The sequence below is a fragment of the Streptomyces sp. NPDC001020 genome, from assembly GCF_053599115.1.
Window position 1 is genome coordinate 107,813 of record NZ_JBSFLQ010000024.1, and the last position, 11,708, is coordinate 119,520.

Consider the following 11,708-nt stretch of genomic DNA (forward strand, 5'->3'; position numbering starts at 1 on the left):
AGCTCATACCTCCGACTGGTCGCTGAGCGGTTGGTCGCCCACCGCCGTGTCATCTGCGACGGGATTGAGCCACGACTGCTCGCCACCCGTCTCTCTGTCGCTGGGATCGCCGAGGACCAGCCAGTCGATCACGCGGTCCGCCGAGTTGGTGTCGACGTAGTCGACGTTCTCCCGCCGGAATTCCTCGATCTTCGAGGTGTCGTAGTCCTCGTTCTGCAGGGCCTTGAGCAGTTCGGCGAAGGTCACGCAGATCTTGCCGGGAGCCACGGAGTCGTAGTCGCGATGGAATCCGCGGACCACCGAATAGCGTTCCTTGTCGTACGCGTAGAACAGGATCGGCCTGTCGAGCAGCGTGTACTCGTATATCACCGACGAGTAGTCAGTTATGAGCACGTCGGTGACGTGCAGCAGGTCGTTGGTGTCCGGGAACGACGCGAAGTCCAGCAGCCGGTCGGAGTATTCCGCGGGGATCGGCACGGGATCCGAAATGAAGTGATGCATCCGGAAGAGCACGACGGAATCGTCCCCGCAGAACTCGTGAAGCTTCGCGAAGTCGATGCGGTCGTAGTCGTAGTGCGCGTCGCCGATGCTCTTCCCGCGGAAAGTCGGCGCGAACAGGATGATCTTCTTGCCCTTGAGCTGCGGGTGGGCGGTGAAGAAGTCCTCGACAACCTTGCGAGTACGCTCCTTGTCGAGGAACGTGTCTATTCGGGGCAGGCCGGTCGGTACGACCGCCGACTCCTCGATACCGAAGGCCTCGGCGTACGTCGGCACAAGGTGCTTGGAGCCGGTGATCACATAGGTGTACTTGCGGTGGGCGTTGGACAGCTTCGGGGAACCGTATCGTCCGAACCGGCTGTAGCCGACCGCCTTGAACCCGCTTCCGGCGTGCCAAAGCTGGATGATCTTGGTCTTCGGGGAGATGCCCAACTGACCGAGCAGCCCGAAGTAGTCGTCCATCAACACGATGTCCGACGTCGCGAGCAGATAGATGACGCGAAGCGTGTTCCACTTGTTGGCCGTGTCCGGAATCCGGAACGAGTAGCGGAACGAGTACTTCTTGTCGAGTCCCCGCTCGACCATCCGGTCGTGGACGCGCGCCAGGTTGCCGCCGATCTTGGGGCGCATTTCGGACGCGAACAGGATCCTGTTGCCGCGTGGTGGATTCAGGCGGCGTGCGAGCGTGTAGAAGCGGTTGGCGAGCTTGCGGCGCCGGGGCCGTGGAAGTACCCGCAGCCCGAGTCGCTTACCGAGCGACTTCTTCGGCCCCTTCCCCTTCCCTCCCCCCGCCTTGCGGAACAACTGGTAAGTCCGCATCAGGAACTCGGGGGTCTCGTCGTTGTCCGAAATCCCGAACGAGATGACGTACGCGACACGGTTGACGTCGTAGAGGAAGGTACGGGAGTCCGCGTCCAGGCGGTCTGTATCACTGAGGTCGAAGTCGGCAGCGGGCAGCCGCTCGTCGCCGACCACCGGAACGATGCGCCAGGTGCCGTTCGGCACCTGGCCACGGCCCTGGAAGTTGGTGACGTTGATCTCCAGGTTGTGCTGTCCAGCAGCGATTTGCCGGGACTTGAGCGGGAATTCGCGCTCGCCGTCGACAATCAGGAACCGGAGGTTACCAGCGTCTCCGGTGAAGTCCGAGACGACCACGGTGAGAGTAAGGTTTACCCGCTCCCAGGAGATCGTCGTTACCGAACAATGTGCCATCGCCATCCTTCTATCCGTGAAACCGTCGTGCAGCTATCCGTGAAACGTCGTACATGAGGGCTCTTCGAACCTGATGGTTTGCTTCAGCCGCTCAATCACCGTGCGCATCCAGATGTGCCGGTCCATTGCCGGGTGCGGCAGGAGACTTCGACCTGGACGATCGCCCTCCAGTCGAACGGACGCAGCGGGACTACAGAAAAACCCGAGAGCCGACGACCCGTCGAGACCTGTGTGACGGCTACGCAGCCTGCCCGCATCAGGTGGGTGACCGTGCGAGTAGCGCGTACCGAGCGTGAACACTTCCGACGGGTCGCGCCCGGATGCCCACGTGAGGTGATCGCCCGACCCGCCAACTCCCCTAACGCAGGGGTGTAGGCGCTGCGGATGCAGGAGTGGTCGATGCCCGCTTCCTCGAGAGCGTGAGTCACCGCGTCGAGGTTCTCGCGGTGTGTGTGCCGCGTCGTCAGTGTGTCGTGCACGAACGCAGCGACGGCCTGGTGGTCGACGGCGACAGCGACCGGGATCCGGTCCGGGCCGGCGAACAGGTCCCGGCGACGGCTGGTGGCTCGGCTCGCGCGAAACCGGTCGATTTGCCGCGGGATCACCGCCACGTCGGAGCTCTCAGGCTTGACTTGGCTGCGCCCCTCGGGCGTGAAGCGCTTCGATATGCGGTAGCGAGTGCGTTCCGGCAGCAGTCCGCGGTACGCCGCGGCGTTGTGGGCCGACTCCGGGTTGCCGATGGAACTCATCCGCCATAACTTCCCGGACGGCAAAAAGTGATCATGACGCTGTTCCCCCGCCTTTGGTGAGGGCATGTCGCATCCGCTCCAGCGGTCTCAGCGCACACGCTCCACCGTTCCCAACATCTGTTCAAGGCCACGCGTCAGCGAGCACCCCCGACCAGCCGCGCCGCAGCCGATCTGGGCGCTTGTCAGCCGTCCTGTCAGGTGAAACGCCTCGCAGTCGACAGTGCATCCTGCGGTTGCAAGCGGAACTCGACGCTTCACGAGTTCTTCATACTAATGGTCCCGAGTGACAGGTCTGAACCCTATCCATTCCCTGTCCTGTTCATCCCGTTTGCTTTCCGGAGCTCAAATGTTCACTCCGTGGCTGTCTGGGCGCAGAGAAGCCGGCGGGCCCGACGACGGCTCCACGGGCCACCGGCCGCCGACCCACAGGAGACAGCCCTGCTCAGGGCGCAAGACGCGCGCCAGTTCGTGTGGGAGGCAGTACGACGGCGGGGCCGTGCTCCGTCGTTGATTTCGCGTGAGCTACGGCGCAAGGCCGCCGTGTGAGCCGCGCTTGATGCGGTTGGCCGCCCCGGCCTTGGCGAGAGAAGACGTTCGGTGTGGGATCGCCAGTACTTGGCCAGGTCGAAGTCCGAATGCACCGCGAACTCGTCGTCGAGCGGGTGGAGATCCAGGATCTGGCTGATCCGGTATGTGCGGGGGAGTCACCGCCGGCGTACGCGACCACGTACCACCGGCCTGCCTTGAGCGCGATCCCGTCAGGGTTCGAGCCGCTGCTCCACCGGCTCCGGGGCATACCAGCGCAGGTAGCGGACCTGGAGTGCCCGCCGCCGCCAGCACCGAGCCGAGCCCCAGCTCGGCCGCGGGCCCCGGCAGCCCGGCCAGGAACAACGCCTCCGCCTCCTGGGCGGTGAGCCCGGTCAGGCGGGTGCGGTAACCATCGACGAGTGCGTAGCTGCCGTCGTGGCCCGGCTCCCCGTACACCGGGACACCGGACGCAGCGAGCGCTTCCACGTCGCGGTGGATCGTGCGGACAGACACGTCCAGTTCCGCCGCCAGCTCTGCAGCGGTCATACGGCCACGGTTCTGCAACAGCAGGAGAAGGGAGACGAGTCGGCTGGCGCGCAGGTCGAGGAAATCTATCCCGATCCACTGACGGTTGATGTCAGTGGAGCGACCTTAGCCTCCTGCACATGGACAACAGCCCGACGAAGGGCTTCGCCGGACTGACCCTGCGGCTGTACGACCCGGCCGCCGACGTGTGGTCCCTGTACTGGGCGAGCAAGCGCACCGGCACGCTCTTCCCGCCTGTGACCGGCCACTTCCAGCCGGATGGCACAGGCGTCTTCCACGGCGACGACGAGCACGACGGCCGCAAGGTGAAGGTCCGCTTCGTCTGGTCGCAGATCACTGGGACCACCGCCCACTGGGAGCAGGCGTTCTCCGTGGACGAGGGGCGGACCTGGCTCACCAACTGGCACATGCACATGACCCGCCGGACCATTTGACCGAACCGAACGAGCCAGCCGCGCCCACGCCGTTGTGGGGCTTGCGGAGCGATTCGAAGGTACTCAGAAGGTACTCAGAAGGTACTCACCTGTGCGAAGAGCAGGTGAGCATTGGGCGTCTCGGCCGGCGAAACTCCTGCACCGGCGCCAAGTGGCCGATGCGCCACGTGACCTTCGGAGGCCGTATGGACTTGCTGTTGCTCCTCCACGAAGCTGTGACCGCCCTCAAGGCTCCTCTGGGAGAGGAGGACCGGGAACAGGGCTGGACCGATGATCTGCGGCGAGAGGTCCAGGAGGAGATCTCGATCAGTCGCTCGGCGCTGCGCCGCCATGGGTTGGGCATGGTGCGGTATCTGCGCCCCCGCTTTGATGAGTGGATGGAGCGGGAAGGCGTGCAGCCGGGGCGACTCCGAAGCCTGGTGTCCGACGTGCAACGGTGCCTCGTGGACGCACAGAGCATGGCGTAAGACGCGCGCCCGCCGAGTGGGCCTTTTGTTTCGTCGTGACGCAGTTGGCAAGGGGCGACCCGGCTGCCTGCTCCTGGTCGCCCCGTGAACTCCCTCGCTACGCCTCCTCGTCAACCGGACGCACGAATTCCAGCGTCCACGTCTCCTGGAATTCAGGCTTGGGAGGGGCTAGTTCGATCTGCGCGCCGCGGTATCCGGCTCGCAGGGCGAGCCCCTTGTCCGACAGGATCTTGACCCCGCCGAGGATCGACTCGAACGTGAACCGAGCCCATTCGGCGCGCGGCACGTTGTTGACCCAGAGCTTCTCTTCGGCGACCACGAGCCCCGCGCCCTCTTGGAGGGCCAGACGGATTACGTACGGTGACCCAGGCACAGGCTCGGCGGGCTCGATGGCCCACTCTTGCTCGATGGGGAGGGGATTCGGTCGGTCGACGATGACCGGAGCACCGTACTTGACGGCATGCTCGGTGGCCGTCACCTGGGCACCCGGGCCGATGATGTGGGCGTGGATCCTGTAGATGCCAGGCCGCACAGGGATCAGAGGCATGTGAGGGACCTCCTGTCTCTCGTGGCGCTCGCCGCTGACTTGTCACCGCGGGAGCAAGACCCACCATCAGGGACTGCCATGCCGCCGCGAAAGCGTAGAATTCGCCAAATTGGGTGAGATGCAGGCTAATCGGACAATCCTGCGAACTAGTCGCTGATTTAGGCGAGGCGGACCTTCGCCGACCCCTACGTGCCCCTCGATGCAACCCTCAAGGCGGCTGGGCGATCTCGCGAGCGCGGGGAGTACGGGCATCGCCAAGTGGTAGAGTCCCGCTCTTCGCCAGGTTCTCCTGTGCGGAGTCCCCGGTAGGTCGAACCATGTCCGATCCTCTTGACCCCGATCCGTACGCAATGTGGCGGCACGCGCTGGCCGAGGCTGACCGGGTCTTCGCGTCACCTCCCGAGCTTGACCGCCCGGTGGACGGCTGCACTTACTGCACTCCGGAGTCGGAGCTGCGCATTCTTGGTGGTGATCCCGCTGCCGTACCAGACGATCTCCTCGGGCATTTCATGCGCGAGGTCGCCAGCCACTGGGCAGCGGACCAGTACCCCGTCCTCTGGCGTCGTCTCATGCCCCGTGCGCTGCGCTACTGGGGGCCGGAGGGTCATAGCCTCAATCCGTCTAGCGAACTCGGTCATCTCGGCCGGCATGGAGCCAAATTCGTTGACTGGCCTGCGCCCGAACGTACCGTCGTAGAACAAGCTTTCCGGGCGCTGCTGGCGATGGCTCTGGTTGATGACCGAACTCCTTCGGACGTTACCGAACTCTTGGAGGGAATCGCCCACGCGACGGGTGATATGGAGCCGTGGCTGAAGCACATTGCTGGGCTTACCGGCCCCGAGGCGGACGCCGGGCTCGTCCGCCTCGCCTTCGACTGGGCGACCGACCTTCTCTGGGAGGAACTCCATTTCACGTGGTGGGACGACGGCGACCCCCAGGTGATCGCCGCCTGGCTGCCCACCCAGCGAGCCCGCATCGCCACCTTTGCCATGCGGCATCCGCGCTGCAAGACCGCGGCCGACGCGCTGATCGCGGTCGACCGACTCCAAGCCGGTGACCACAGTCCATGGCTTTACCCGTACGACATGAAGTTCCTCAGGCTGGCCCCATGAGCAGACGTCGAGGCGTGATCTCGGGCAGCGGCGGGGGACCGGACAGTGGCGGCACGGAGTTCACGGCGGAGGGCCTGGTGCCCCGTCCTGCGGGAGATCGACGCGCTCACGCGGAAGCTCGGCGGCTACGAGCGAGCCAGTGGGCGACGGCTGAGGGCGTTCTTCGGCTGTCTGTACTGCGCGGTTATGCGGCCCGGTGAGGCACTGGCCGACGTGCAACGGCGCCTCGTGGACGCACAGAGTTCGGCGTAAGACGCGCCCGCCGAGGTGCCGGACCCGCGTGACCGACGGTGGCTCCTGTCCTTGGTCCACCTCAACTGGACACGGCCTCTGGAATTTACCTACCGGTATAGCGGAGGTAGGAACAGTGATCACCCGAGTCAACGACGCACGCATTGAAGGCGACGATCGGGTTGCTCTCGATGTTGCTGGTCGAGATGCATGTACCCATGCCATTGTGGTTCGCCAGGCGCCCGGACGTGCCATTGGCGCGAACGTACTGGGTGGCGACAGCGTAGCCGTCGGCATAGGTGTCACACACTCTTACGGCGCCGTTTGCGCCATAGGAAAACGCTTCCGCGGAGACGAAGCCGTTCTTGTACGCGAAAAACACGTCGACGTCCTTTGCCTGGGCGCTTCCGGCGAGAGACAGCGAGCCTAACAATGCCCCAGTAGTGATCAATGCGGCCTTCGCCTTGAAATGCTTTACCATTCTCATTCTCGTCCTCCCATTTCGTCACGCGGGTCAGACGACGTCGGACATCGGCTCCACAGCCGGCAGCGCCGTGAGTCCGTCCGTGTGCCGCCATCCTCAGAATGGCGGGTGCCCCTGGGAGTGCCGTTAGCGGTGAGTCCACGGTTTCATAGCTGTGCGTCTACTCGGTGCTTGTCGGCGGCCGGGCACCATCAGGTGCCACAGTCGAGCCGCCCGGGCCGGTCTTGCTCATCCTCGGCGTGCCGGTGGTGTGTGGCCGGTGGCGTAGAGATGGACCTCGTGGCCGACACCCGCGTCGTCGATGTAGACGCGCTCGGCGCGGTACAGACACCGGCCCGACAACATGTCGTTCACGGCGCCTCCGCCAGGGCGTGGCCGACGGCTTCCGCGGGGATACGGGGGCCGCGGCAGCGAGGTGGCTGATTTCCATCGCTCCGTGGAACGGCTTTCGGGTGATCAGTTGACATGGAGGATGGCATAACGGTGTTATTGACATAACGACGTTATGCAGTGGGTGTTCGGGCCTGAACGTTCGCAGGTTCGCTGTCGGCGATGACCAAACGCACCGTGTCCTGGCCAGTGACGAGGCTGGTAGGGGCGGCCTGACGTGGTGCTGGCTCAGGCGGGCACCGCACGACGCGATCTGCTGACATCGCAAGACGAGTGCATCGGCTCGTGTACGAACAAGCGGGGGAAGAACATGCTGTTGGAGAGGACGATCCACACCGAGGACGTGCTCGGACCGGACCGGTTCGACTGCTGGCGTGAGCACGCCTCCCGGTCGTGTGCGCCGGCAGAGGTCGAAAGTGACCACGCGGCGGACTTCGTGGCGTCGCTCCGCGTCCTGGTCCTGGGGCCCGTACAGCTGTGGACGACTGAGCACCCACCGATGGCACTGCGGCGGACGCAGAAGCTGATCCAGCAGTCTGATCCCGAGGCGTACCTCGTCTCACTCCCTCTTCGCGGGACCATGAGGCTCACCGACTCTGATCGCGAAGCTGACTACGAGCAGGACGACCTCGTCCTCCAGGACACCTCACGCCCTCACCACGTGCAGACGATCACCGGCCACGGCCGGGGAACGGTCCTGGGAACAGGGGTCTTCGTCCCCCGGAAACTGCTGCCGCTGCCGCAGAGCGCCATCGACGGACCGCTCACGCGACGGCTGTCGGGGCGTGAGGGCGTCGGGGCGCTCCTTGCGCAGTTCCTCACCCAGGTGGCCCGGAACTCCGCCTTCTTCCGGCCCGAGGACGGACCTCGCCTGGGGACGGTTGTGGTTGACCTGGTCTCCGCGCTGCTCGCCCATGCCCTCGAAGCGGACAACTCGCTTCCACCGGAAACACGCCGACAGGCCCTCGTCCTGCGCATCCGTGCCTTCGTCAAGGAGCACCTGCACGAACAGCAGTTGACCCCTAGCGCTATCGCCGCAGCGCACCACATCTCCCGCAGTTACCTGTACCGCCTCTTCGAGCACGAGGAGGAGTCGATCGCCGCCTGGATCCGCCGTGAGCGTTTGGAACACGCTCGCCACGACCTCACAGAGCCTGCCATGCGTACCATCCCCATCCACGCCGTCGCTGCCCGCTGGGGCTTCCCTCGCGCCGCCGACTTCACTCGTGCTTTCCGCGCGGCCTATGGCTTGCCGCCCAAGGATTACCGCGGCTTGGCCCAAGCTCGTTGCTGAAGCCATCGGCTTGGGATGCCAGGGAGCATTCGGGCGCTGACCTGCGCAAACAGTCGAGGTATGGCGTGCGACCGGGGAGGCACTGGGACTTCGCCGCATCCCACCGGTCTCTCACAGGGTCAGCACAGCCATTTCGCACTGGAAGCAACCACTGCCCGTGGACTCTGCGCTAAGCAGTTGTGTATGGATCGCTAAGGACAGAAGGAAGGGTCATACGAAAGAATAGAGAAGAATTCAAAAAGGAATTTACAGCGCGATAGTGTGCGCCCGCAAGTGGGCAGCGGAATGAATGAAGCTGCGTAATCGATTGATCGCACAATGCATTCTGGTGAGCCCCGCGAGGGCCTGCCTGCGTACAGACCGATGACCAATTCCATTCCTTCAGGGAGTATTTCCATGAGCAAGTTCGCACGGGGAGCAGCGGTAGTGGGAGCGGGGCTCGCGCTGGCAGCGACGCTGTCGCCCGTGGCCCAGGCGGATGACCACGTGAATACCCGCGCCTCGGTCTCGCAAGCTGACTACATTGAGTTGATGGCGTACACCGCGGCCCCCATCTACGCGAAGCCCAGCAGCTCTTCCACGAGGTTGGGCATTGTTCAGGCGGGCGGAAAGGTCCGAGTCTGGTGCCAGGTGAAGGGGCCCTCCGGGAACATCTGGTACTCGATCCAAAGCCTCGCGTCCGGAGGGCACTATGTGTGGTCGGGGCACTTCATATCCCTGGCTAATCCGCCCAAGTCTTGCTGACCCACTGATCAGCGTCCCCACATCGGCCCCGTCGATTCCCTCGCGGACAGCGGCGGGGCCGCTCCACTTCCCGGACCGGCAGCCGGTCGACTCCACAGGGTCGATTTGAAACTCCCTGCAAAGGCGCCCGAAGAGGGGCGTCCCCTCCATTGATCTGCCCGTGGCTGACAGGGCTACGTGGCGAGTACCACGCGCGGGCTGAAGACTGCCCACTGGGGGAAAAGCGGGTGGTGCCGCTCCTGTCGCATCTGGTGGCGACCTGGAGGGAGCATGTCGCCACGTTCGGCGCGGCCGACGATGGGCGGTTGTTCTTCACCGAGCAGGGCCGGGTCATCGGTTACACCACCTATCACCGGGTCTGGCACGAGACTCAAGATTTCGCCCTGTCTCCCGCTCTCACGAGCACTCCGCTCGCGAAGCGGCCGTACGACCTGCGGCACTCGGCGCTGTCCACGTGGCTGTGCGCGGGACAGCCCCGCGCTGTCGAGGACCAAGGTGCCGCCGGGTACGGCGGGAGAACGTGGAACACCGTGATCTCGGGGAGCGTGCTCAGTTGGACAGTCGGATACTGGCCATGCCCGGCCAAGATCGACGTGCGGGGGTTGCCATGATCCGACGTGATGCGCTGGCGGAGTACGTTCGCGGGTCGCTGTGGGTGCTTCCCACCCTGTCCGTGGTGGCCGCACTGGTCACCGGGTCGGTGCTGTCCCTCGTCAAGACCGGCTCGGGCTCGCCCCTGGCGTTTCAGGGGACCGCCGACGATGCCCGGACGCTGCTGATCGGGATCACCGGGACGATGGTGACGGTCATCGCCCTGCTGCTGGGCCTGGCCGTGGTCGCGCTGCAACTGTCGTCCACCCAGTTCTCGCCGCGGCTGCTGCGCAACTTTCTCCGCGACCGGCCCAATCAGATCGTGCTCAGCGTCTTCGTGGCCACCTTCGCCTACAGCGCGGCCGGTCTCTACACGGTCGGTGTTTCGGGAGGGGGCCGCTCCGAGAACTTTCCCCGGTTTGCGGTGAGCGGCGCGCTCGTCCTGCTGTTCGTCAGCCTCGGCCTGCTGGTGTTCTTCGCCGACCATCTGGTGCACTCCATCCAGGTCGACGCGATCATGAGCGCGGTGGAGCGCAACACCGTCCGGGTGATCCGCGATGGGGTGTTCGCGGGTGGCGAGGATGTCGTCGACGTGCCGGAGTGGGCCGTGGCCATTGCCTCCCACCGCTCCGGGTACGTACAGGTGGTGCGCCCGCACCTGCTGCTGCGGACCGCGGCCGAGCACGGCGTCTGTCTGCGGCTGCGGCCCCGGGTGGGCGAACACGTCGTCGAGGGAACGACACTGGCATGGATCTGGCGGGCTTCACCGCATGATCCCGCTCCGGCCCCTCAGGAGTTCTCGCGGGTGATGGCGGCCGGCGTCCGTATCGGATTCGAGCGCACCCTGGAACAGGACGCTGCGCTCGGAATCCGGCAACTTGTCGACGTCGCCTGCAAGGCGCTGTCTCCGGCGGTCAACGATCCGTACTCGGCGGTGCAGGCCATCGACCACCTTTCCGTGATCTTCTGTGTGCTCGCCCGGCGCCCCCTGGGCAACCACGTCGTCCGCGACGCCGGCGGGGCCGCCGTGATCATTCCCGGGCGGCGGTTTCCGGAATACCTCGCCGTGATGTGCGGGCTCATCCGACGCTACGGGGCCCGTGAACCGACCGTCGCCCATGCCCTGCTCCGCCTGCTGCACAACTGCGCCACCGTGGCCGCCGACGATGCCGAGCGGTCGGCGGCGATCGAGGAACAGGCCCGCATCGTCATCGCCGACGCGGAGCGAGAGGTGGCGCAGCCGACCGACCTCGCCCTCGCCCATGCGGAGGCGGAAGCCGTACGCCGGCAAGTGGCCAGGAACCGTTCGACCGCTCACACCCCCGACAACCGACCGGACGGGCCACCAACTCCCTGACCACGTCGGCAGGCAATGCCGGCAGTCCTGCAGCGCCACGGCTTGTTCCCTGCGCCGACCTCCGGCGCGACCTCCCGTGCCACGCCCTCGGCTCGATGCCGCCACGCTGTTCCTCCGTCGTCGGCTCAGATGCTTTCCCACAGGTCGGCGAGCCACCTGGCCACCCCGGGCGCGCCCGCCAGCAGAACCGGCGACTCGAAGGAGAACGCTGTGCCGTCGGCACCGAGGACCGCCCGCCCTCGTTCGCGACACAACGCCACCCCGGCCGCGACATCCCACGGCTTGGGGGCGATGCACATGCAGGCGTCCAGCCAGCCCTCCGCCACGCCCGCCAGGTCCAACGGGCGGCAAGAGATCGCCAACCGCAAGATCGAAGAGTTGTTGCGCGAAACGAGTGATCACACGCGTAATCCGTTAGCCCCCAGCCTGCGGCGAATTCCAGGGGTCGTTGCAACACAGGTGATCAACTGGCTGTGGCCAGGAGCTTAGCGAGGCGCTCGGCTGGGGTTTCCCAGCCGAGCGTT

General features: G+C 65.4%; 13 protein-coding genes and 1 pseudogene. 7 read left to right on the plus strand and 7 right to left on the minus strand.

Going from position 1 to position 11,708, the window contains the following annotated elements; genetic code table 11:
- Window positions 1-3: 3 nt before the first annotated feature.
- From ACWDEX_RS23135 to ACWDEX_RS23145, 3 genes and pseudogenes are all read right to left on the minus strand, one after another.
- A complete protein-coding gene (locus ACWDEX_RS23135) occupies window positions 4-1,716 on the minus strand; it encodes a CDP-glycerol glycerophosphotransferase family protein (protein ID WP_450465708.1) in 1,713 nt (570 codons plus the stop codon).
- Between the two features lie 89 nt (window positions 1,717-1,805).
- On the minus strand, window positions 1,806-2,459 hold the full coding sequence (locus tag ACWDEX_RS23140) for a hypothetical protein (RefSeq protein ID WP_450465710.1): 654 nt from the start codon (window positions 2,457-2,459) through the stop codon (window positions 1,806-1,808).
- Window positions 2,460-3,058: 599 nt separating this feature from the next.
- Window positions 3,059-3,587 (minus strand): annotated as a pseudogene (locus ACWDEX_RS23145) (helix-turn-helix transcriptional regulator); the annotation flags it as partial.
- 65 nt (window positions 3,588-3,652) lie between these two features.
- Here ACWDEX_RS23145 and ACWDEX_RS23150 point away from each other — a divergent pair.
- The gene (locus ACWDEX_RS23150; protein WP_450465711.1) at window positions 3,653-3,967 is read left to right on the plus strand and encodes a hypothetical protein; all 315 of its coding nucleotides are present in this window, start codon (window positions 3,653-3,655) and stop codon (window positions 3,965-3,967) included.
- A gap of 185 nt (window positions 3,968-4,152) precedes the next feature.
- Window positions 4,153-4,434, plus strand: a complete 282-nt coding sequence (locus ACWDEX_RS23155) for a hypothetical protein (protein WP_450465712.1) — start codon at window positions 4,153-4,155, stop codon at window positions 4,432-4,434.
- Window positions 4,435-4,531: 97 nt separating this feature from the next.
- Here ACWDEX_RS23155 and ACWDEX_RS23160 read toward each other — a convergent pair whose 3' ends face one another.
- Window positions 4,532-4,981 (minus strand): hypothetical protein, encoded by a 450-nt coding sequence (locus tag ACWDEX_RS23160; RefSeq protein ID WP_450465713.1) that lies wholly within the window; start codon window positions 4,979-4,981, stop codon window positions 4,532-4,534.
- Window positions 4,982-5,298: 317 nt separating this feature from the next.
- On the opposite strand from ACWDEX_RS23160, the gene ACWDEX_RS23165 reads away from it, so the two are divergent.
- The gene (locus tag ACWDEX_RS23165; RefSeq protein WP_450465714.1) at window positions 5,299-6,093 is read left to right on the plus strand and encodes a hypothetical protein; all 795 of its coding nucleotides are present in this window, start codon (window positions 5,299-5,301) and stop codon (window positions 6,091-6,093) included.
- Window positions 6,094-6,138: 45 nt separating this feature from the next.
- Entirely contained in the window at window positions 6,139-6,345 is a 207-nt protein-coding gene (locus ACWDEX_RS23170; protein WP_450465716.1) for a hypothetical protein, read from the plus strand.
- An 85-nt stretch (window positions 6,346-6,430) separates the two neighbouring features.
- On the opposite strand, the gene ACWDEX_RS23175 is transcribed toward ACWDEX_RS23170, so the two are convergent.
- On the minus strand, window positions 6,431-6,805 hold the full coding sequence (locus ACWDEX_RS23175; RefSeq protein WP_450465717.1) for a hypothetical protein: 375 nt from the start codon (window positions 6,803-6,805) through the stop codon (window positions 6,431-6,433).
- A 231-nt stretch (window positions 6,806-7,036) separates the two neighbouring features.
- A complete protein-coding gene (locus ACWDEX_RS23180) occupies window positions 7,037-7,162 on the minus strand; it encodes a hypothetical protein (protein WP_450465718.1) in 126 nt (41 codons plus the stop codon).
- A 346-nt stretch (window positions 7,163-7,508) separates the two neighbouring features.
- Between ACWDEX_RS23180 and ACWDEX_RS23185 the strand changes: the two genes are divergently transcribed.
- The 3 genes from ACWDEX_RS23185 (at window position 7,509) to ACWDEX_RS23195 (ending at window position 11,184) form a co-directional block, all read left to right on the plus strand.
- Window positions 7,509-8,492, plus strand: a complete 984-nt coding sequence (locus ACWDEX_RS23185; RefSeq protein ID WP_450465729.1) for an AraC-like ligand-binding domain-containing protein — start codon at window positions 7,509-7,511, stop codon at window positions 8,490-8,492.
- A 974-nt stretch (window positions 8,493-9,466) separates the two neighbouring features.
- Window positions 9,467-9,847, plus strand: a complete 381-nt coding sequence (locus ACWDEX_RS23190) for a hypothetical protein (RefSeq protein WP_450465719.1) — start codon at window positions 9,467-9,469, stop codon at window positions 9,845-9,847.
- The gene (locus ACWDEX_RS23195; protein WP_450465720.1) at window positions 9,844-11,184 is read left to right on the plus strand and encodes a DUF2254 domain-containing protein; all 1,341 of its coding nucleotides are present in this window, start codon (window positions 9,844-9,846) and stop codon (window positions 11,182-11,184) included. Before ACWDEX_RS23190 ends, ACWDEX_RS23195 begins: the two co-directional genes overlap by 4 nt.
- 125 nt (window positions 11,185-11,309) lie before the next feature.
- Here ACWDEX_RS23195 and ACWDEX_RS23200 read toward each other — a convergent pair whose 3' ends face one another.
- Window positions 11,310-11,546, minus strand: a complete 237-nt coding sequence (locus ACWDEX_RS23200) for an inositol monophosphatase family protein (RefSeq protein ID WP_450465721.1) — start codon at window positions 11,544-11,546, stop codon at window positions 11,310-11,312.
- Between the last annotated feature and the right edge of the window lie 162 nt (window positions 11,547-11,708).

Excerpts from the sequence above, each read along its gene's own strand:
- ACWDEX_RS23135 (WP_450465708.1), bottom strand. The coding sequence starts at position 1,716 with ATGGCGATGGCACATTGTTCGGTAACGACGATCTCCTGGGAGCGGGTA.
- ACWDEX_RS23140 (WP_450465710.1), bottom strand. The coding sequence starts at position 2,459 with ATGAGTTCCATCGGCAACCCGGAGTCGGCCCACAACGCCGCGGCGTAC.
- ACWDEX_RS23150 (WP_450465711.1), top strand. The coding sequence starts at position 3,653 with ATGGACAACAGCCCGACGAAGGGCTTCGCCGGACTGACCCTGCGGCTG.
- ACWDEX_RS23155 (WP_450465712.1), top strand. The coding sequence starts at position 4,153 with ATGGACTTGCTGTTGCTCCTCCACGAAGCTGTGACCGCCCTCAAGGCT.
- ACWDEX_RS23160 (WP_450465713.1), bottom strand. The coding sequence starts at position 4,981 with ATGCCTCTGATCCCTGTGCGGCCTGGCATCTACAGGATCCACGCCCAC.
- ACWDEX_RS23165 (WP_450465714.1), top strand. The coding sequence starts at position 5,299 with ATGTCCGATCCTCTTGACCCCGATCCGTACGCAATGTGGCGGCACGCG.
- ACWDEX_RS23175 (WP_450465717.1), bottom strand. The coding sequence starts at position 6,805 with ATGGTAAAGCATTTCAAGGCGAAGGCCGCATTGATCACTACTGGGGCA.
- ACWDEX_RS23185 (WP_450465729.1), top strand. The coding sequence starts at position 7,509 with ATGCTGTTGGAGAGGACGATCCACACCGAGGACGTGCTCGGACCGGAC.
- ACWDEX_RS23195 (WP_450465720.1), top strand. The coding sequence starts at position 9,844 with ATGATCCGACGTGATGCGCTGGCGGAGTACGTTCGCGGGTCGCTGTGG.